The organism is Bifidobacterium moukalabense DSM 27321 (genome assembly GCF_000522505.1).
Lineage (GTDB): Bacteria > Actinomycetota > Actinomycetes > Actinomycetales > Bifidobacteriaceae > Bifidobacterium > Bifidobacterium moukalabense.
Window position 1 is genome coordinate 42716 of sequence record NZ_AZMV01000007.1, and the last position, 19811, is coordinate 62526.

15 protein-coding genes and 3 tRNA genes are annotated in these 19811 nt (G+C 59.9%); 7 read left to right on the forward strand and 11 right to left on the reverse strand.

Going from position 1 to position 19811, the window contains the following annotated elements:
• Positions 1-108 precede the first annotated feature (108 nt).
• The 3 genes from BMOU_RS06540 to BMOU_RS06550 all read right to left on the reverse strand — a co-directional run bounded on the left by BMOU_RS06540 (position 109) and on the right by BMOU_RS06550 (position 371).
• Positions 109-181 (reverse strand) — tRNA-Ala (locus BMOU_RS06540).
• Position 182: 1 nt separating this feature from the next.
• Positions 183-255, reverse strand: a tRNA-Ala gene (locus tag BMOU_RS06545).
• Between the two features lie 42 nt (positions 256-297).
• Positions 298-371, reverse strand: a tRNA-Ile gene (locus BMOU_RS06550).
• Between the two features lie 208 nt (positions 372-579).
• Between BMOU_RS06550 and BMOU_RS06555 the strand changes: the two genes are divergently transcribed.
• The gene (locus BMOU_RS06555) at positions 580-1275 is read left to right on the forward strand and encodes a M48 family metallopeptidase (RefSeq protein WP_371851405.1); all 696 of its coding nucleotides are present in this window, start codon (positions 580-582) and stop codon (positions 1273-1275) included.
• A gap of 138 nt (positions 1276-1413) precedes the next feature.
• Here the strand turns inward: BMOU_RS06555 and BMOU_RS06560 are convergent, their stop codons facing one another.
• The 5 genes from BMOU_RS06560 to BMOU_RS06580 form a co-directional block, all read right to left on the reverse strand.
• On the reverse strand, positions 1414-1893 hold the full coding sequence (locus BMOU_RS06560; RefSeq protein WP_034876038.1) for a Dps family protein: 480 nt from the start codon (positions 1891-1893) through the stop codon (positions 1414-1416).
• 135 nt (positions 1894-2028) lie between these two features.
• Positions 2029-3339, reverse strand: a complete 1311-nt coding sequence (locus tag BMOU_RS06565; protein WP_034876041.1) for a hemolysin family protein — start codon at positions 3337-3339, stop codon at positions 2029-2031.
• Positions 3340-3376: 37 nt separating this feature from the next.
• Positions 3377-4054: a carbonic anhydrase gene (locus BMOU_RS06570; protein ID WP_171002038.1), complete on the reverse strand. Its 678-nt coding sequence runs from the start codon at positions 4052-4054 to the stop codon at positions 3377-3379.
• An 89-nt stretch (positions 4055-4143) separates the two neighbouring features.
• Entirely contained in the window at positions 4144-4869 is a 726-nt protein-coding gene (locus BMOU_RS06575) for a hypothetical protein (RefSeq protein ID WP_034876046.1), read from the reverse strand.
• 117 nt (positions 4870-4986) lie between these two features.
• Entirely contained in the window at positions 4987-7743 is a 2757-nt protein-coding gene (locus BMOU_RS06580) for a phosphoenolpyruvate carboxylase (protein WP_034876049.1), read from the reverse strand.
• A gap of 202 nt (positions 7744-7945) precedes the next feature.
• Between BMOU_RS06580 and BMOU_RS06585 the strand changes: the two genes are divergently transcribed.
• Both BMOU_RS06585 and BMOU_RS06590 read left to right on the forward strand, forming a co-directional pair.
• The gene (locus tag BMOU_RS06585; RefSeq protein ID WP_034876052.1) at positions 7946-9784 is read left to right on the forward strand and encodes a threonine/serine exporter family protein; all 1839 of its coding nucleotides are present in this window, start codon (positions 7946-7948) and stop codon (positions 9782-9784) included.
• 146 nt (positions 9785-9930) lie between these two features.
• Positions 9931-11526, forward strand: coding sequence for a sodium/proline symporter (locus BMOU_RS06590; RefSeq protein ID WP_171002039.1), 1596 nt, complete (start codon positions 9931-9933; stop codon positions 11524-11526).
• Positions 11527-11695: 169 nt separating this feature from the next.
• Here BMOU_RS06590 and trpS read toward each other — a convergent pair whose 3' ends face one another.
• On the reverse strand, positions 11696-12796 hold the full coding sequence (gene trpS / locus BMOU_RS06595) for a tryptophan--tRNA ligase (protein ID WP_034876058.1): 1101 nt from the start codon (positions 12794-12796) through the stop codon (positions 11696-11698).
• 129 nt (positions 12797-12925) lie between these two features.
• Here trpS and BMOU_RS06600 point away from each other — a divergent pair, with 129 nt between their 5' ends.
• A complete protein-coding gene (locus tag BMOU_RS06600; protein WP_034876060.1) occupies positions 12926-13300 on the forward strand; it encodes a DUF3073 domain-containing protein in 375 nt (124 codons plus the stop codon).
• A gap of 78 nt (positions 13301-13378) precedes the next feature.
• Here BMOU_RS06600 and BMOU_RS06605 read toward each other — a convergent pair whose 3' ends face one another.
• Complete coding sequence (locus tag BMOU_RS06605; protein ID WP_034876062.1) at positions 13379-13816, reverse strand: sterol carrier family protein; 438 nt, start codon at positions 13814-13816, stop codon at positions 13379-13381.
• Between the two features lie 309 nt (positions 13817-14125).
• On the opposite strand from BMOU_RS06605, the gene BMOU_RS06610 reads away from it, so the two are divergent.
• On the forward strand, positions 14126-16570 hold the full coding sequence (locus BMOU_RS06610) for a glycogen/starch/alpha-glucan phosphorylase (RefSeq protein WP_034876064.1): 2445 nt from the start codon (positions 14126-14128) through the stop codon (positions 16568-16570).
• Between the two features lie 258 nt (positions 16571-16828).
• Here the strand turns inward: BMOU_RS06610 and BMOU_RS06620 are convergent, their stop codons facing one another.
• Complete coding sequence (locus BMOU_RS06620) at positions 16829-17050, reverse strand: hypothetical protein (RefSeq protein WP_034876068.1); 222 nt, start codon at positions 17048-17050, stop codon at positions 16829-16831.
• 188 nt (positions 17051-17238) lie between these two features.
• On the opposite strand from BMOU_RS06620, the gene BMOU_RS06625 reads away from it, so the two are divergent.
• Positions 17239-18024 (forward strand): rhomboid family intramembrane serine protease, encoded by a 786-nt coding sequence (locus BMOU_RS06625; RefSeq protein WP_034876070.1) that lies wholly within the window; start codon positions 17239-17241, stop codon positions 18022-18024.
• A 392-nt stretch (positions 18025-18416) separates the two neighbouring features.
• Positions 18417-19775, forward strand: coding sequence for a THUMP-like domain-containing protein (locus tag BMOU_RS06630; protein ID WP_034876072.1), 1359 nt, complete (start codon positions 18417-18419; stop codon positions 19773-19775).
• Positions 19776-19811: the final 36 nt, after the last annotated feature.

Consider the following 19811-nt stretch of genomic DNA (forward strand, 5'->3'; position numbering starts at 1 on the left):
AATGCCCGTCGTTGAGGAAAAACAGCGTGAAGCGTTGGAATTACGGATATCCATGCGGTCCATCAGGAAATGAAAAAGGCTTCCGGAAGAATCCGGAAGCCTTGGTCGTGGAGCTAAGGGGATTCGAACCCCTGACCCTCTCCATGCCATGGAGATGCGCTACCAGCTGCGCCATAGCCCCGTGGAGCTAGCCGGGTTCGAACCGGCGACCCTCTGCTTGCAAAGCAGATGCGCTACCAGCTGCGCCATAGCCCCATAGGTGAAAAAAGCGGCCATGCCGCTTCATTCCCATCTACGTGGGCCCGGGAGGACTTGAACCTCCGACCTCATCCTTATCAGGGATGCGCTCTAACCACCTGAGCTACGGGCCCAACTTGCTGTACTCGTAAGCACAACGAGTTGAAATATTACCCGAAGGATTCTGAAAGTCAACTCAAGGGTGTATTTCGGCGTGTCGCAGAACTGACGTCCTGTTGGTATCTACGGGGCAGGAAGAATCCTTCCGCAATACAGGCCCACCCGTAAGGCGGGATCCGACCACTTCCCGCTATGACCCGGGTTCGCGACACAATGGCAGACATGTCATACAGCCGTCAGACCAATACTCGAAGTGACAGCAGGGGAGTGCGAGGCCGCAATCGGGCGCTTGCCGAGGAGTCCACCGAAATCGCAGGCATGACGGTACATATCACCCGCAAACCGATCAAGAACATGTATCTGCGTATCAAACCGCCGGATGCCAGTATCGAAGTTTCGGCGCCGCAACGGATGTCGGCGGGCATCATCGAGCGGTTCGTGACCGAGAGAAAGTCCTGGATCGAACGGGCCCAGCGGAAGATGATGCTGGCGCGGGAGATGGAGATCCGGCGTGGGGAAGCATCATCGGATCAGGGCGTGCCACTCGACGGCAATCCCGATAATCCGCCTACCTTCGTCTGGAACGACGAGAACAGGGTGCGGGCGCAGCGCAACATCGAGACTCAATTGCCGGACTTACTCGCAACATGGGGCCCGATCGTCGGCCGCGAGCCCACACACATCACCCTGCGCATCATGACGTCCCGCTGGGGATCGTGCACGCCCAAAACCGGTCGTATCAGACTGAATCTGCAGCTGGGACTGATGGATCCGAAATTCCTGGAATACGTGCTCGTACATGAAATGACGCATCTGTGGGAGAACGGGCATGGAGTCGGCTTCCAGCGGCGTATGGACGCCTATCTGCCGCGATGGCGCCAGCTACGTCGCGATATCAACCGGCACGTGGTGCTGTAGACATACCGCGAATGCCGTGAAACACGGTGTGGAACACTGCTATAAAACGATGTAAGACGCTGCAATGCAAAGGGCGCCGTCGACCGGAGACCAATCGACGGCGCCCTATACGGGTGTCAGTGGCGCAGAGGCCATGAATCACGCCAGATGACTACGCATGAACCACTGGAACTTCTCGAGCTCCTGCACATGATCCTGCATGATGTTGGAGCTGATCACATCCAGCTCGTCCAGTTCGGTAATGGCCGTGCGGCTTGCCTTGATGAACTCGCTGTAATAGGCGTCGAGAGCCTTGAGATAGTCCAAGGTATTGCCCCGGCCCTCCACTTCGAACTTCGGCCAGGTACGGAAGCGGGTGATTGCATCCGCGCGTCCATCGGGGGATCCTCCCAAGGTGGCGATGCGCTCGGCGGTCTCGTCGGCCATATTGAGTACGGCCTCGACCTGCGGGTCGATCATCTCATGCACGGCGATGAAGTTCTCCCCGGTCACGTTCCAATGCGCATGCTTCAACACCAGAGCGGCCTCCTGCTCCTGGCTCAGACGATTCTGCAGAATGCCGATGATCTTTTCCGAGGCGGCCTCGTCGAGCCCCGGAACAATGAATGTCAATGCCATGATCGCTGTCCTTCCGTTCGATGGAATTGCGTGCGTATGATGTGCACGCTTCAAGTCTAGAAAAGGCGGAAGGGGTTTAATACGCTGTAAGCCGAAGGCGGAGGGGTAAAAAGGGTGGTCGAGGATGTAGCGAGCCTACTTGCCGTCGGTATGATCGGCATGGCGGCGCACCTCGATGGTTTCGATGCGTCGGCCATCCACGTTGGTGATGGTCATGTCGTAGCCGTCGTCGGAGGTGAGCACGTCGCCGACCTCGCCCATCTTGCCGGTATGCGCCAGAAAATAGCCGGCCACCGTCTCGTAAGGGCCGTCCTCCAGTTCAATGCCGGTCAGATCGGCGAAATCCTCGATCGTCATGCCGCCTTCGATGGTGGCCACTCCGTTCACGAACGCGGTGCGTTCGGTGCGCTCACCGCCCTTTTCCTCCGGCAGATCATATTCATCGCGGATGTCGCCGACGAGCTCCTCGGTCATGTCTTCCAGCGTCACGATGCCGTCGGTGCCGCCGTATTCGTCGATGACGACCGCCAGATGGATGCCGCGTTTGCGCAGCAGTTCAAGACTTGGTAGCAGCTTGGACGTGCCTGGCAGAGAGATGCCCTCGCGCGTCACGTCGGCCACGGTCTTCGCTTCCGGATCGCGGATGTCGAGCAGATCCCGCACATGCACGAAACCGAGCACATCATCGAAGTCCTTACCGGTCACGGGGTAGCGGGAATACGGCATCTCACGTACATAGGCGGCCGCCTCGCCGATAGACATGCCGCCATCCAGAAAGACCACGTCGGCGCGGGGACGCATGACCTCGGCCACAATCGTTTCGGACGCATCGAACACGTCATCGAGAATCGTACGTTCGTCTTTGCTCAGATTGGTGTTGGTGTTGACGAGTACGCGCAGCTCCTCGTCGGAGACCTCGCTGTCGGTCTCGTTCGGGTCGAAGCCGAGCAGTCGCACGAGACCGTTCGTATTCTTGCCTATCAGCCAGATGATCGGCTTGCAGACCTTTGCGAATACGTGGATGGCCGGCACCACGGCACGTGCGATCTGTTCGTTGCGTTGCATGGCGATACGTTTCGGCACCAGCTCGGAGATGACGATCGAGCAGTATGAGATGATCAGCGTCAGCACGATGGTGGTCAGGGGAGAGGCCACGCTTTTCGGCACGCCCCAGCCTTCGACGATAGGCACGATATACGGTGCGATCGAGGATTCGCCGAATGATGCGGACAGGAATCCGGACAGCGTCACGCCGATCTGCACCGTCGACAGGAACGTGTTCGGATCGCGTGCGATCTGCGCCACCCGCTTGCCTCGGGCATCCTCCTGTTCCATCTGGTCGATCTGCGATCCGCGCAGGCTCACCAGCGCCAGTTCGGTGCCGGCGAACACGGATCCGAGCAACAGAAAGACGAAAATCAGCAGGATATTCAGGCCAAGTGACATACTTCCAATCTAAATCAACGGCATGTCAAACGGTATCTCAGAAGCTCAGGACCTCGACCTTGCCGGAATCAAGCTGATAGCGGGCACCGACGATCATAAGCCGGTCGGCGGCGAGCGCCCGCTGGACTGATTCGGAGCGCTCGACCAGCTGTTCGATGGTGCGTGCGATGTGTACGCGTTCGAAATCCTCGTTGGATTCGAGTTCCGATTCGTGTGCCTGCCAGATGGAGAAGCCGACGGTGCGCAGCATGATCGATTCCGCGTTCATGATGCGCTCGTCGAGATCGGCGACGCTGTCGGCGGCCATGAGCGAATCCTCGGCGCCGGCGGTCAGACTGTGCAGCAGGGCGTCGTATTCCTTGACGGCTTGTTTGATCGCGCCGCAGTTCTGGTGACCGAGCACCACCAGCAGACGTACGCCGAGTACGTCCACCGCATAGTCGAGGGAGGCGGTTACGGCGTTGTCGATGACCTGGCCTGCCGTGCGCACGGTGAACAGGTCGCCGATACCTGCGTCGAAGATGATGTCGGGGCTTACGCGTGCGTCGGAGCAGCACAATACGGCCGCATCAGGCTCATGCGTGTCGATGAGTGCCTCGCGCGCCTCCGCGCTGCGGTTCGGATGTTCGGGCCTGCCGTCGGCGAACCTGCGATTGCCGGCCAACATGCGGCTCCACACGCCGCTTGCCGTTCCTTCGACGTCATTCTGGTCCATAAACAGTTCGTCCGTCATCGACATGGCCTCCATCGTTTGAGATTAGGAACATCATACGGTTCGGACTGGCCGTTTGTTGGCAGTATGTGTCATTTCACCTTGATGACGTCGACAAGGTTGCTGGTGAGCCATGTGTCTATGGGGAAGAGGCCTTCAATGTCACGCATGTCGGTTGATATCAGTGTGTCCTTGACACTGGCGTAGTCCACTGTGCCTCCGGATTGCAGGTCGGTGAGATCCGCATACTTCGCATCTGTTTGCGGTGAAATGTCGCTGTCTGGCGATGCCGCGATGACCGGATACCGGTATGCCCACACTTCGATATGCTGGTCGGATGTCATCGGTAACCAACCGATGAGGAAACTGCCTATATCACCCGCGCTCCTCGGATTTTCGCCACTGGCGACGTGGATGTTGCAGATCGGATGATCCATGTCCGGATAGGCCTTGGACAGCAGCGTTACGGTATCGCCGTCCACATGCGCCGTGACACGGTCCCGCCAGTACTCCGGCATGTCGAATTCGTATGATTGCGCCTCCACATGCAATGCTGGTTTCGGTGACGGCGATTCATTCTCGGATGGTGTGGCCTGTTTGTTCGTCTGTTCCTGTGATGGTGAGGATTGCCTTGCCCGTGGTTGCGATGTTGTGGTCTTCGTGCCCGGGGACGTGGCCATCGTCGCGGGCTTCGCACCCCACATGCCCAGACTGTGGGTGATTGCCGCACCTGTCACCACCAGTGCGGATATGAGAATGGTGACGATGATTGTGGCCCTACGCTTTTCTGCCTGTGCCGTGGGGTGCGCGCGTTTCATGGAAACCTCCTTGTCTCCATTTCAATGCTACCCCGGGAAGCGAGTCGTACCCCCGAATACAGGGAGGCCCTCGTCCATCCAATCGGACGAGGGCCTCCAAGGGATCCGGAGTGTGAATCAGCCGGTGTTCTGCAGGCCTGCGGCGACACCCGAAACGGTGCACAGGATCAGATAGGTGTAGTTCTCCTTCTGACCGTGGTCGAACTCCTCCTTATCCACCCGCTTGCGCAGTGACTTCAGGGCGAGCACCTGGGTGACGGACAGTGCATCCACGTACGGGGAACGGATGCGGATGGCCTGTCCGAGTACATGACGGTGCTGCAACGGCCATTCGTCGCCGACGATCTTGAGCACCCATTTGCGGGTGAGCTCCATTTCGCCCAAGACCTTCTCGTTGAGATCCTCACGGTCGCCAAGGGCGAGATACATCTTGGCGATGCGCTCGTCGGTCTTGGCCAGCGACATCTCGATGTTGTCGATGAACGTCGAGAACAGCGGCCATTCCTCATACGCCTTACGCAGGGTGGCAAGGTCTCCGAACCGCTCGCATGCGGTGCCGAGACCATACCATGCGGCCAGATTGATGCGTGCCTGGGCCCAGGAGAAGATCCACGGAATGGTGCGCAGATCGTCAAGGGACTTGGCGCCGAGGCCGCGCTTCGCCGGGCGGGAGCCGATCGGCAGCAGACCGATTTCGGTCAGCGGCGTGACCGTGGAGAACCACGGTGCGAAGCCGTCGGTGTTCAGCAGGTCGAGGAAGCGGCTGTGCGCGGACTCATCGAGCTTGTTCGCCATGTCGGCGTACTTCTCGGTCATGTCGGTGTTGCGCTTCTCCACGCTCGGAGCGGACTGCAGCAGCGTCGCGGCCGCAACGGACTCCACATGGCGAATGGCCAGAACCGGATTGCCATAGCGAGCGAAGATGACCTCGCCCTGCTCGGTGAGCTTGAAACGGCACTTCACGGAACCGACCGGCTGCGCGAGCACGGCGCGATTGGCCGGGCCGCCGCCACGACCGACGGCACCGCCGCGGCCATGGAACAGGGTCAGATCGATATCGTGCGACTCCGCCCACTTGGCGATGCGCTCCTGGGCGGAATGCAGGGCCAGCGTGGCGGAGGTCGGGCCGGCGTCCTTCGAGGAGTCGGAGTAGCCGAGCATGACCTCGAGCTTGCCGCCGGTGGCCTTCAGACGAGCCTGCACCTCCGGGATCTTGATCATGTCTTCAAGCACGTTGACCGAATTCTGCAGATCCTCAAGCTGCTCGAACAGCGGGATCACGTCGATGGTAGGAGCATCCTCGGGGCGGGAGAACGCCAGGCGGTTCAGCTCGTACACGTCCTTGATGTTCTTGGCGCTCTTGGTGAAGGAGATGATGTAACGGCGGGCGGCCTTGATGCCGTTGCGCTTCTGGATGGCGCCGAGCGCACGGAAGGTGTCGAGCACTTCGTGGGTCATCGGCTGCAACGGTCCGCGTTCGCCGTGCAGACCATGCTCGCGAATGTCTTCCAGCGCGCGCGAATGCACCACGGAATGCTGGCGGAACTCCATCTCGACCATATGGAAGCCGAAGGTCTCCGTCTGCCAGATCAGATCCTGCACCGGGCCATATGCGGAGCGCTTGGCGTTGGCCGCGGCCAGGGAACGCTGGACGATCTTCAGATCCTGCAGGAATTCGTCGCAGGAGTGATACATCAGGTCGGCGTCACGCTCGATGGTGTAGTGCAGACGATCGGCCATGACCAGCATGACGGCGCGGTGCATCTCCTTGGTGGAGATCAGCGCGGCCTTGTCGGTGAGCCTCTCGCTCATCTCCTTCTGATGGTTCCACAGGCTCTTGAGCTCGTCGCTTGGCGGGGTGGTGCCGGCCTCCATCGTCAGGTTCTTGCCGACGGTGCGGGTCTCGATCTCCAATGCGCCCAACACATGGTCGCTGAACTTGCGGGCCACCTGACGGCTCACCTTGGCGGTGACGTTCGGGTTGCCGTCGCGGTCGGAGCCGATCCAGCTTCCCGGATGGAAGAACGCCGGGCATACCGGCGAGACCAGTCCGGCCTTGTCTCCGAGGACCCAATCGTCGAAACGACGGTAGACCTGCGGGATGGTGTAGAACAGCGTGTTGTCGAAAATGTCGAGAATCGTGTCCGCTTCCTCGACGGGTGTCGGCTTCTTCAGCGCGATCGGAGAGGTGCGGAACAGGGCGTCGATCTCGTTGAACAGACGGCGGGAGTTCTCCTTCCTGTCCGAGCCACCGAGCATCTTGTGGACCTCGAGCAGTCGGGAGATGCGGCGGATCTTGCCTTCCACGGCCTTGCGGCGGGCCTCGGTCGGATGTGCGGTGAATACCGGATGGAACTCGAGCTTGTCGAGCAGGTCCTTGGCTCTGGCCGGGCCCAGCTCGTTGATGAGCTGATGGTAGGCGCAGGTCATTTCGTTCACCGGGTCGACCGCCTGGTTCCCATCCACGGCGGATTCGCGCTGATGCAGCACGGAGACGCGGTAGTTCTCCTCGCACAGGTTGGCCAGATGGAAATACGTCGCGAATGCGCGGGCCAGCAGCTGGGCGTCGTGTATGTTCATCTTGTCGACGGTGCCGACCACGTTCTGCAAATCGTCCTGATTGGGGTTGGTGTCCGTCAGAATGCCGGCGAAACGTTCGGCGCTGGCGTTCAATGCGTAGCCGCGAACCTCGTCGAAGGTCTCCAGCAGTCGTTCGTCGAATTCACCGAGGACCTCACGAAGAATCTGCAGGCACAGATCCATTTCCTCTTTGAGTGATGCGGGAAGATCGCGCTCTTCGGGACCCTTGGTTCCGGTGCCGGACGAGACGATGGCCGCGTCCGCGGGCGTGATCTGTTGATCATGAGTTGTCATCAGACCTCCTTCTCCAAACCATCAGGTTGCTCGGTCTGCCGGTCCTTCGCGGCTCCTCCGCGATTGTTTTGGCCGTCCGTTGCGAGCCCAAAGCCTTAAGTTTGGTTAAGCTAATGCGTGAACATTGTAAGCGCGCGTAATCGACACTTGTATTACGAACCCGTGCGGATTGTCCGCATTGTGGGCGGCAAATGTCCGGAAAATGGAATCGGGGGAGTGTGGCGAAACCTTGCGGCCAGCCCCCACGCTAGACCTGAATGGTGTGAGCTCAGAACATCAACATGACGAGAATGCTGAAAACGGCGCGAAGGCCGTCAGCAAATTCCATACTCATTCCATCCCCCTCGACATGGAAGACATCGAGCGTGACTGGAACAAGCCGGTTACCGAAGCCGGCATCGCCGCCAAGGCCAGCGTGATCGTACGCGTCGGCATGCTCGATCTGGGCGCGGGCACGGGAAGCTTCCGCGTGCGCGAGATGATGCATCGCATCGCCTATCCGCTCGGCGTCCACGTGCGTGCGGACGTGAACCTCACCGATATCGAGGCCTCCTGCACCGACGGCAAAGACCGCATCACGGAGGTCATCGACCTGCCGACCACCGGCGTCAACACCGAACGTATCTGGCTGCTCGAACACTTCGCCGACTGGTTTAACGTCAACCTCGGCAAAGGCTCGATGTATCACAGCCAATCCGGCGTCTCCGAAGGACTGATGCAGCATCTCGACAAGAGGGACGCCTCCCAGGTATCCGCCGAGCTGTCGAAGAAGCTCAGGGAGCGGCGGAAGGCCGGACGGAACCAGGAGGGCTCGGACGATCCGGTGCTCGGCGCGCTGGAAATGGTGACGGAACGTTCCAAGGACGAGGAATCGGTCGCGCATCCGTTGCACCTGCGCGATATCGAGGAAGCCGGGCACCGTTCCGATCGCGCCGATTCGGCGCAACAACACGGTGAGGCGAAGGGACGCCTCAAGGACCGTCGGTACAAGCCGCCGAAAGGCCAATATGCCGAACATTTCGACCATGTCGGCAAAACCCAGGACGACCAGACCGGCATCACCGTGCGTCAGGCGCACGAGCGACTCGACATGATCGAACATCGCAAGCCGCTCTACTCGCCGGCCTTCGCCGGATTCGCCTCGGCAAGCGCCTGCGCATCCTTCGTATTCCTGCTTGGCGGTGGTCCTTTCGACATGGTCGGCGCCTTCATCGGCGCCGGTCTCGGCCACTGGTTGCGGCGGCGCCTGTTCGCCCATCATCTCAACCAGTTCTTCGTGACCTTCGTGTGCGTGGCCGTCGCGGCGCTCGCCTGCACCGGCACGCTGCGACTGATCGGCGTCTTCAACCCGATAGCCTTGCAGCACGATACCGCCTACATCGGCGCCATGCTGTTCGTGATCCCCGGCTTCCCCCTGATAACCGGCGGTCTCGATATGGCGAAAATCGACTTCCCGTCGGGCGTGCAACGCATCACCTACGTGTTCTGCATCATCCTGATGGCCACCTTGGCGGGATGGATGGTCGCCTCCATCGTGCATCTGAATCCGCAGGGATTCGAGCCGCTCGGACTCGATCCCGTGGTCAACTGCCTGCTACGCATGCTGTTCGCCTTCATCGGCGTATGGGGCTTCTCCGTGATGTTCAACTCCCCGCAACGCATGTGCCTGGTCGCCGCCACCATCGGCATGATCACCGACACCCTGCGCCTGGAAATCGTCGACATGGGCGTTCCCGCCGAAGCCGGCGCCTTCATCGGCGCACTGCTTGCCGGCCTGCTGGCCTCCGCATGGCGTTCCGCCGTGCGTCATGGCCTGCTGGCACCTCACCTTGGCTATCCGCGCATCTGCCTGACCGTGCCATCCATCGTGATCATGGTGCCCGGCCTGTACATGTACCAGGCCATGTTCCATCTCGGTGAATTCGATACCCTGAACGCCCTCGATTGGGCCTTCCGCGCCTTCATGGTGATTCTCTGCCTGCCGATCGGGCTGGCCATGGCGCGAGTGATCACCGACAGGTCCTGGCGCTACGACATCTAGGATCCCACCAGCGGCGCACCGCTTTCTCGCTCTGGGATGAGACGTTTCGACGGCATGTGATATTCAGACGATAGATTAAACGAGTCGCACGTTTTTTTGAGAGGGAGAGATACGTGGTCTCCAAGGATTTCTGGGTATTGCTGGCCATGGTCATCTATTTCGTGGCCATGCTCGCCATCGGATTCGTCTATTCCAAACGATCCAACTCATCCACGCGCCAGTACTTCGCGGGTGGGCGCGGCGTCGGCCCGTGGCTGACGGCCTTGAGCGCCGAAGCCTCCGACATGAGCGGATGGCTGCTGATGGGATTGCCTGGCGTCGCTTACTTCACCGGTGCCGCCGATCCATTGTGGACGGCGTTGGGCCTGGCCATCGGCACCTATCTCAACTGGAAGCTCGTGGCCCGGCGCCTGCGCCGCTATTCGGTGGTCGCAGGTGATGCCATCACCATCCCGGACTTCTTCTCGAAGCGCTTCCACGATACAAAGAACATCGTCTCCACGATTGCCGCGCTGATCATCCTCGTGTTCTTCTGCGTGTATGTCGGCAGCTGCTTCGTGACCGTCGGCAAACTGTTCTCCACGCTGTTCGGCTGGGACTACCATCTGACCATGGTGATCGGCGCGGCCGTCGTATTCGCCTACACCATCATCGGCGGCTACCTGTCCGTGGTGGTGACCGACTTCATCCAAGGCCTGCTCATGTTCTTCGCTCTGGCGGTGGTTTTCGTGGGCTCGATAGCCTCCGCCGGCGGCATCGACAACACCGTGGCCTTCCTCAAGGGAATCCCGGGCTTTCTCGACGGCACGCACATGGCCACCCCGGTGCTCAACGACGCCGGCGAGCAGATCGTCAAGGCCGGGCAGGCCATGTTCGGCACGCCGACCGATTACGGCGTGATCACCATGATCTCCATGCTGGCATGGGGACTGGGCTACTTCGGCATGCCGCAGGTGCTTGTGCGCTTCCTGTCGATCCGTAGCTCCGAGGAGATCAGGAAGTCCCGCATCATCGCCACCACGTGGTGTGTGATCTCGCTCGCATGCGGCGTGTGCATCGGCCTGGTCGGCCGTGCCATGATGCCGACGCAGTTCACCACGCAGTCGGCTGCCGAGAACATCTTCATCGTGGTATCGCAGGCGCTGTTGCCGAGCTTCATGTGCGGCATCGTCGTGTCCGGCATCTTCGCCGCATCCATGAGCTCCTCGTCAAGCTACATGATCATCGGCGCCTCCGCGGTCGGCGAGAACATCTTCCGCGGACTGATCCACCGTAAGGCAACGGATCGTCAGGTCATGATGGTGGCGCGCATCACGCTGCTGGTCATGTTCCTGTTCGGCATTGTGGTCGCCTTCGATCAGAATTCCTCGATCTTCCAAGTCGTCTCGTACGCATGGGCCGGCCTGGGGGCGTCCTTCGGCCCGTTGATGCTGACCTCGCTGTACTGGCGCCGCACCAACAAGTACGGCGCGGTCGCCGGCATGATCTCCGGCACCGCGATGGTGCTGATCTGGCATAATCTCATCAAGCCGCTTGGCGGCGTATTCGCCATCTACGAACTGCTGCCGGCCTTCATCGTCTCGCTGCTGTGCATCGTGGCGGTCTCGCTCCTGACGCCGGCACCGAGTGACGAGGTGCTGTACGAATTCGACCACTATCTTGACGATCCGAACGACCGCAAGGTCGATGACGATCTGGTGGCCGCCGAAATCGCCGCCGGCGAGCGTCGCGCGCAGTTCTAAGGGTATCCCGCCGCCGGTCCGACCCGTTCTCGGGAGCCCGGGAACGGCACTTGCGACCTGGGAACGGTACCGCGGGATAGGTATGAAAAAGGTGTTGGATCCGTTGCGGCCGGCGGATCCAACACCTTTTTCCGTAAGAGGCTTCGTAAGGGATTCTCGTAAGGACTGCTCAGTATCGCATGCCCATGGCCTCACGTACCTGCTCCAGCGTCTCGTTGGCGATCTCGTTCGCGCGCTTGTTGCCGTCGTGCAGGATGTCTCGGATGGAATCCATGTCTTTGGACAGCTCGACACGGCGTTCGCGGTGCGGGGCCAGGAACTCGTTCACGGATTCGATTACGTATTGCTTCAGCGCGCCTGCACCGGAATCGCCGATCTCCTCGGCGATCTCCTTCGGATCGCGACCGGTCACAAGGCCGGCGGTGGTCAGCAGCGCGGAGACCTGCGGGCGGGCGATCGGATCGAAGGTGATACGGCGTTCGGAATCGGTCGGGCTCTTCTTGATCAGCTTGGCGGTCTCCTCGGCGGTGGCGCCCAGCATGATGGAATTGCCGTAGGACTTGCTCATCTTGCGGCCGTCCAGACCTGGGATTTCCGGCGCTTCGGACAGGATCGCGGCCGGCTCCGGGAATACCGGACGCTTCTTGGCGTAACGTTCATTGAACCGGCGGGCGATGGTGCGGGTGATCTCGACGTGAGGCAGGTTGTCCTTGCCGATTGGCACCACGTTCGCCTTGCAGAACAGGATGTCGCATGCCTGGTGCACCGGGTAGGTGAGCAGCAGGCCGGTCAGCGCATGACCGGAGGCCTCCATCTCGGACTTCACGGTCGGGTTGCGGTGCAGTTCGGCCTCGGTGACCAGCGACAGGAACGGCAGCATGAGCTGGTTCTCGGCCGGGACGGCGGAATGCGTGAAGATCATGGTCTTGTTCGGATCGATGCCCGCGGCCATGTAGTCGAGCACCAGATTGAGCACGTTGTCTTCGATGTGCTCGGTGGTGTCGCGGTCGGTGATCACCTGATAGTCGGCGATGATGATGTTGGAGTTCACGCCACGGTTCTGCATGGCCACGCGTTCGCGGATGGAACCGAAATAGTGACCCAGATGCAGACGGCCGGTCGGCCGGTCGCCGGTCAGCATGGTGAACTTGCCCGGATTCTCCTCCAACTTGGCCAGCGTCGCATCGGAACGCTTCTTTGCGGCGAGGAAACTTGCGCTCATCTCATTGCCTGCAGCGGTGATCTGCTGTTCCTGGGTGTCGTCCGTCATCGTGTGTCCTTTTTCCTACAAAAATAAACGATTTTATCGTAAAAGTCTGAGCCGACAACGAAACGGGGCTCAACAAGTGGTACTCTCGTGTTTGATGAATTGATAGCACAGTAATCCTCAGGGGGTCAGATGGGCCGCGGACGTCAGAAAGCCAAACAGCAGAAAATAGCCCGAAAGCTCAAGTACCTGACCACCGACACCGATTACGATGAGCTTGCCAAGGAGCTTGGTGCCCAGGAACCCGGTTCGGGTTCCTTCGACCCCTTCGCCGACATCGAAACCAAATATGTTCAGCATGCGGACAGTGAACATGAGTCTGCTGACGACGAGCGGGGGTCTTCCGAACCTGCCGATGATCTCGACGAGTACGCCAAGTGGGCCGCCGAAGCCGCGGCAAAGGCCACCAGCGGCGAGATCCCGGTGACCAAGGCCGCTGCACCGAAGCCGCACAAGCCCATCCCGATGCCGGTGCCCAGTGCACTGAAGCCGAAGAAGCAGGACTGAGTGCATTCGCACACTTGAAAAAGCCGTGGCAGAACGATCATTCCGTTCGGCCACGGCTTTTCCATATCACGGACTCCTCTACGGAAGCGGCAGCAGGTCGCTCAGATCGTCACGTTCGCCGACCGCGGTGATGCGGCCGGCCTCTCTTTCCTCCGCCCAGCTGGTGATGCCGGTGGCCAGACGCATCCACACGTCCGGTTCCAGTTCGATGACATCCGGAGGGGTGAGATTATGCGGGTCCGAAGCCGGTCCGTCCAGTATTTTGATGGCTCCCCACGGTGCCACCCGCACCTCCACGCCTTCGCCGGGGGCCTTGTTCTCCAGCAAATGCAGCGAGTAGCGCACGGCCATCGCCCATGTCTGACGCGGTAGCTTCGGCGAGAGATTCAGCTTAAGGTCAAGTGCCTCCGTGCCGCCGGCCGGCGTCCGATCGGCGATGATGCGCCGTGCCTCCTGCAGCCAGTCTGCAAACGCTTCGCGCCCCTTGTTGAGGTCCTGTTCTCGAATAACAGCCATAAACGGTATTTTGCCGCCGGCAAACGACTAAGATGGGTGTCTGCAGACAACGTGGTCATAATTCAAAAGGGGCGTGTTGAAGGGAAATTGTAGGTGATCTCAATCATCATTCGTACCTTTTTTTGCGGTATTTTGCAAACGAATGCTGCATTGTGATCACTTGAAATTTCATCTTTCTGTGATTACGTTGTATGCTGAATTTGAGAACGTATGCATAGTGTTACTAAGTGTTCATACTGCCGTATACGCAAGGACGCTGGGGCAAGGCATAATGTTCAGGGAGAGTAATCCGTCAAAGGGAGTCAATCAATGACCGAAATTACCGCACCAAAGTCCCCTGTTACCGCGGCTGAATTCGCGAATGAGATTCGCGAGCAGCTGAAGTACACGCAGGGCGTCACGCCGGAGCAGGCCAAGCCGGCCGATGTGTATGTCGCAGTCTCGGCAGCAGTCCGTCGCCATCTTGTGGATTCCTGGATGAAGACCCAGGCCGACATGGTCAACGGCAACACCAAGGCCGTCGGCTATCTGTCCGCCGAATTCCTGATCGGCAAGCAGCTGCGCAACGCGCTGCTCAACGCAGGCCTGACCGAGCAGTTCAACGAGGCCGTCGAGTCCCTCGGCTTCTCCGTGCAGGACGTTGTCGACGCCGAATACGAGCCGGGCCTTGGCAACGGTGGTCTGGGCCGTCTGGCAGCCTGCTTCATCGATTCCCTGGCCTCGCTGGGCGTGCCGGCGTTCGGCTATGGCATCCAGTACAGGTACGGCATCTTCAAGCAGGAGTTCGACGAGGCCGGCAGGCAGATCGAAACCCCGGACTACTGGCTCGCCAACGAGGAGCCGTGGGGTCATATCGACTACAACCGCGATCAGAAGGTCTCCTTCGGCGGTGAGGTCGTCGAAGAGAACGGCAGGAAGGTATGGAAGCCGGCTTGGTCCGTGCGCGCGGTGCCGGTCGACTACATGGTTCCGGGCTACGCCTCCGGCCGTGTGAACACCCTGCGCCTGTGGGCCGCCAAGAGCTACGACGAGTTCGATCTGCTCACCTTCAACAAGTCTGAGTATCTCGACGCCGTCAAGCCGCAGGTCAAGGCGGAGAACATCTCCAAGATCCTGTATCCGGAAGATTCCACCCCGCAGGGCAAGGCGCTGCGTCTCGAGCAGCAGTACTTCTTCGTGTCCGCCTCCATCCACGACGCCATTCGCGTCTTCTACCCGGGCCAGGACAAGCCGGACCTGACCACGTTCGCGGACAAGATCACCTTCCAGCTCAACGACACCCACCCGGTCATCGGCATTCCGGAACTCATGCGCGTTCTCATGGACGAGTACGGCTACGACTGGGATACCGCGTGGACCATCACCAACAAGACCTTCAACTACACCTGCCACACCCTGCTTCCGGAAGCCCTGGAAGTGTGGCCGTCCAAGCTCATCGGCGAACTGCTGCCGCGTCACCTCGAGATCATCGAGAAGATCAACGACCAGTTCGAGTCCGAACTCAAGGCCAAGGGCGTTGCCGACGAGACCATCAAGGACATGGCCATCTACACCGGTGACTCCGTGCGCATGGCATACCTCGCCACTTACGGCGGTTCCCACGTCAACGGTGTGGCCGAGCTGCACTCCCAGCTCCTCAAGGACGTCACCCTGAAGAACTTCTCCGACGTGTATCCGGGCAAGTTCACCAACGTGACCAACGGCGTGACCCCTCGCCGCTTCATCAAGCTGGCCAATCCGCGCCTGTCCGACCTCATCACCGAGGGTCTCGGCACCGACCGGTGGCTCAGCGACCTTGAGCTGCTCAAGGGCCTCGAGCCGCTGGCCGCCGATGACGAATTCGTCAAGAAGTTCGCCGCCGTCAAGCAGGCCAACAAGGTCGACTTCGCCAACTACGCCAAGCGCGAGTACGGCTTCGACATCGACCCGAACACCATGATCAACACCATGGTCAAGCGTCTGCACGAATACAAGCGTCAGGCATTGAAGATCCTGGCCCTGATCGCCCGTTACGCCGACATCAAGTCCGGCAGACTCTCCGCCGACGAGGTTCTGCCGCGCACCGTGGTGTTCGGCGCCAAGGCCGCTCCGGGCTACTATCTGGCCAAGCAGACCATCCAGCTCATCAATAACGTGGCCCGCGTCGTCAACAACGATCCGGATGTCAAGGGCAAGCTCAACGTGTACTTCCCGTGGAACTACAACGTGCGACTGGCCCAGCACCTCATTCCGGCCACCGACCTTGACGAGCAGATCTCTCAGGCCGGCAAGGAGGCCTCCGGCACCGGCAACATGAAGTTCGCCCTCAACGGTGCCATGACCGTCGGCACCCTTGATGGTGCGAACGTCGAGATTCGTGAGCGCGTCGGCGCCGAGAACTTCTTCCTCTTCGGCATGACCGTCGACGAGGTGGATGCCCTCTACGCCGCCGGTTACGATCCGAAGAAGTACTACGATGCCAACCCGCGTCTCAGGGCCGCCATCGATATGGTTGCCGACGGTACCTTCTCCAATGGCGACAAGTCCGTTTACGCGGACCTCGTCCACGACTGGCTCACCAAGGACTGGTTCATGACCCTCGCCGATTTCGGTGCCTACACCGACATCCAGGCCGAGATCGAGGCCCTGTACGTCCAGCCGCTCGAGTGGAACCGCAAGGCCCTCATCAACGTGGCGAACTCCGGCTACTTCAGCTCCGATCGCTCCATCGAGGATTATCTGGAACGCATCTGGAAGACCGGTCCGCTCGCCTGAGCGATAACCGAATAGATGACCGAAGGGCCGCCGGGATTCGTTCCTGGCGGCCCTTCGCATTGAATGAACAAGGGTATGAGGCCAAAGCATGTCGACGTGGCGGCCGGCAACGTCGTTCCGGTTTGGTCACGCTGGTGTGGCCAAGGTGAGGTGATGCCGAGGATGCCGGAAAGTCGTTGCTATACGGACTGGCGTGGCATAACAAAGGTCCGCACCCATTCGGGCACGGACCTTGATGAGGTAATGACAGGGAAGTGATCAGGCGGCTTCCGGCTCGGCGGTTTCAGCTTCGGCTTCCGGTTCGGCGGTATCCTTGGTCAGACCAAGGTCAACCGGGGAAGAGCTGTTCTCCCATGGTTCCTCCCACGGGTCGTAGTCCGGATTCTGCTGCTTGTAGACATACAGACCGACGACCGCTGCAAGCAAAGCTCCGAAGAGCAGTGCGAAGAACTTCCAACCGTTAGAAGACTTGTTCTCCATGACGGCTCCTTTCCCATACACAGGCTGACCTGTTCGTTCAAGTCAACTCTGCCTTCCATCATAATTCCTTGAATGTGACGATTGGGTGGATTTACGCGCGGGGAAATGCCGGCTATGTCAAAAGAAAACCGCGCAGTGAAGCCGTTCGGTGAGCGGTCGGCTCCGTGGGCTCCAGTACAGTTGAAGGCATGGCCTACCAACGATTCAGCTTATTTCCCGATTCCCCTTCGTTCAAGGATCTTTTCTCTGCGCACTCCCTGCGGTATCGCTGGCGGAACGGCGATCCGCTGATTACCGCCGCCATCATGGCGATATGCATCGTGGTGTGGATTGCGGAGGCGCTGCTGAACCTCGTATGGCAGGGCGGACTCGGCGCCATGCTGAACGCCGGCATGCTCATGCCCGCCACCGCCATCCATCGACCGTGGACCTTCATCACTTCGATGTTCCTGCATCAGCCGAACTCGTTGTGGCACATTCTCTTCAACATGTTGACTCTGTGGTGCGTGGGCCCGGTGCTGGAACGCATGATGGGGCACTGGCCATTCCTTGCGTTGTACACCGTCTCCGGATTGGCGGGCGGTACGGGCATGATGATCTGGGCCGTACTCGACCCGAGCGGTTCCGGCTGGCTTACGCCTGTGTACGGTGCCTCCGGTGCCTTGTTCGGCCTGTTCGCCGCCATTCTGGTGGTCTATCGCCGGATCGGTCTCGATATCCGTTCGATGATGATCTGGATGCTGATCAATTTCCTGATGCCGGTCATCATGCCGAATATCGCCTGGCAGGCGCATCTGGGAGGGTTCCTGTTCGGCGGCATCTTCACCTGGCTGCTGGTCTCAGGAGTGCGCGCCTTGCGCGGCAGAAGCCTGGTACGACGCACATTGGTATACGGGGTGATCATGGTGATTGCCATCATTGCGATTGACCTGCTGTGCAATATGGGCAATCCGGTAGGCGCGGCATTGCTCTGATCGGATAGGCCTCGATGCATCGATCGGCCCGTCGGCCCAGGTAGGCCGGCGGCCGTTTTTATGGTAAGACCCGTGACGGGGAAGTCGGGAAGTTACAAGCGTGTAGTTTTCCACATCTGTGAATAACCTTGTGGATAAGTAGGGTCATGGCTGAGGATAACTCGGGGATAAGCGCAGGATTTGTCCACATAGATATTCACAAAATGGCCTTTTGCAAGGATTTTCCTTTGTGGATAAGGTGGATAACCTACTATCCACACGTCGAAAAACGGGGAATAGTCGAAACCGATATTTCGTGGTATGCAGAATTTTCAACCACGAAATATGGAAGCTGTCCACATTCGTCCACAGATATCCACCGTTATTCACATCGTGCCGGGAAGTGGGCACCTATGATTACGGATATGGAACATGAGGCGATGATCAGCCCGGAAACACGTGCGTTCGTGAGGGCTCACCGTAGCGAGGACGTGCGCGAACTGGCGTTGAAGACCAAACGTATGGACGGATTGGATCTGCCACAGGCGCTCGATCAGATCGCCGGTTGGCAGATCGCCCGCAAAAAGCTGCCGGAATGGGCCGAATGCGACGACATCATCTACCCTCCTCATATTGCCATGGAACAGTGCTCGTCGCAGTTCACGGCGCGATATAAGGCTGAAATCGCCGATCGTCTGCTGCACGCCGATGCCGACCATGCCGGCGATCCGGCTCAATCCGAGGCAGGCGTGGCGAAGACCGCCTGCAGCATGGAAACGGAACGTACGGGAGAACAGGGCGCAAAGGAATCGTCGGTACGGAGAACCGGTCCGACGATGGCGGATCTGACTGGTGGGTTCGGCGTGGATTGTTCGTATCTGGCACGCGGCTTCACACATGCCACGTACGTGGAGAGGCAATCGCATCTGTGCAGGCTGGCCGCGCATAACATGACGGTGCTGGGATTGCGGCAGGTGGAGGTCGTGTGCGGTGACGGCATCGAATATCTGCGTTCGATGCAGCCGGTGTCGTTGATCTACATGGATCCGGCCCGCCGCGACGAGCACGGCGCCCGTACGTATGCCATGCAGGACTGCACGCCGGATGTGCTCGCGCTGCGTGATGCGCTGCTTGCCAAAGCGCGATTCGTAATGGTCAAGCTGTCGCCGATGCTCGATTGGCGCAAGGCCGTCACCGATTTCGACGGAGCGGTGACGCAAGTGCACATCGTCTCCACCGGCAACGAATGCAAGGAACTGCTGCTGGTGTTGGACGGTGCTGCCGGAACGGGACGGTTGCGGAATGGCATGCGTGCGCCGCGTGTGTACTGCGTGAACGATGATCAGCGGATCGATTACGATTCCGCGGCCTACACACGTGGGTTGCGCATAGGTACCGCACCGTTGCCGGAAATGAAATATCTGTATGAGCCGAATGCGTCGATCATGAAGGCCGGCTGTTTCGATCTGCTCGAGGAGCGGTATGGCGTGACGCAGATCGGGCCGAGTAGTCACTTGTTCGTGGCCGACGAACCGGTGACGGACTTTCCGGGCCGCGGTTTCGCCGTCGAGGCGATTGGCGGCATGGGCAAAAGGGATGTGCGGCGGTTGCTGGGCGGGGTCCGGCAGGCGAACATCGCCGTGCGTAATTTCCCGCTCACCGCGTCGCAACTGCGCAACAGGCTCAAGCTTGCCGATGGCGGCGATACCTATCTGTTCGGCACCACCACTCAGGAGGGCGGGCATATCCTGCTGCGTACCGTCAAGTTGTGATAGTGCGGCGGGAGGATTCACCCGGCGACTGGAGGA

Coding starts and splice junctions, on each gene's coding strand:
- BMOU_RS06555 (WP_371851405.1), top strand. CDS start 580: ATGTCATACAGCCGTCAGACCAATACTCGAAGTGACAGCAGGGGAGTG.
- BMOU_RS06560 (WP_034876038.1), bottom strand. CDS start 1,893: ATGGCATTGACATTCATTGTTCCGGGGCTCGACGAGGCCGCCTCGGAA.
- BMOU_RS06565 (WP_034876041.1), bottom strand. CDS start 3,339: ATGTCACTTGGCCTGAATATCCTGCTGATTTTCGTCTTTCTGTTGCTC.
- BMOU_RS06570 (WP_171002038.1), bottom strand. CDS start 4,054: ATGGACCAGAATGACGTCGAAGGAACGGCAAGCGGCGTGTGGAGCCGC.
- BMOU_RS06575 (WP_034876046.1), bottom strand. CDS start 4,869: ATGAAACGCGCGCACCCCACGGCACAGGCAGAAAAGCGTAGGGCCACA.
- BMOU_RS06580 (WP_034876049.1), bottom strand. CDS start 7,743: ATGACAACTCATGATCAACAGATCACGCCCGCGGACGCGGCCATCGTC.
- BMOU_RS06585 (WP_034876052.1), top strand. CDS start 7,946: ATGGAATCGGGGGAGTGTGGCGAAACCTTGCGGCCAGCCCCCACGCTA.
- BMOU_RS06590 (WP_171002039.1), top strand. CDS start 9,931: ATGGTCATCTATTTCGTGGCCATGCTCGCCATCGGATTCGTCTATTCC.
- trpS (WP_034876058.1), bottom strand. CDS start 12,796: ATGACGGACGACACCCAGGAACAGCAGATCACCGCTGCAGGCAATGAG.
- BMOU_RS06600 (WP_034876060.1), top strand. CDS start 12,926: ATGGGCCGCGGACGTCAGAAAGCCAAACAGCAGAAAATAGCCCGAAAG.
- BMOU_RS06605 (WP_034876062.1), bottom strand. CDS start 13,816: ATGGCTGTTATTCGAGAACAGGACCTCAACAAGGGGCGCGAAGCGTTT.
- BMOU_RS06610 (WP_034876064.1), top strand. CDS start 14,126: ATGACCGAAATTACCGCACCAAAGTCCCCTGTTACCGCGGCTGAATTC.
- BMOU_RS06620 (WP_034876068.1), bottom strand. CDS start 17,050: ATGGAGAACAAGTCTTCTAACGGTTGGAAGTTCTTCGCACTGCTCTTC.
- BMOU_RS06625 (WP_034876070.1), top strand. CDS start 17,239: ATGGCCTACCAACGATTCAGCTTATTTCCCGATTCCCCTTCGTTCAAG.
- BMOU_RS06630 (WP_034876072.1), top strand. CDS start 18,417: ATGATTACGGATATGGAACATGAGGCGATGATCAGCCCGGAAACACGT.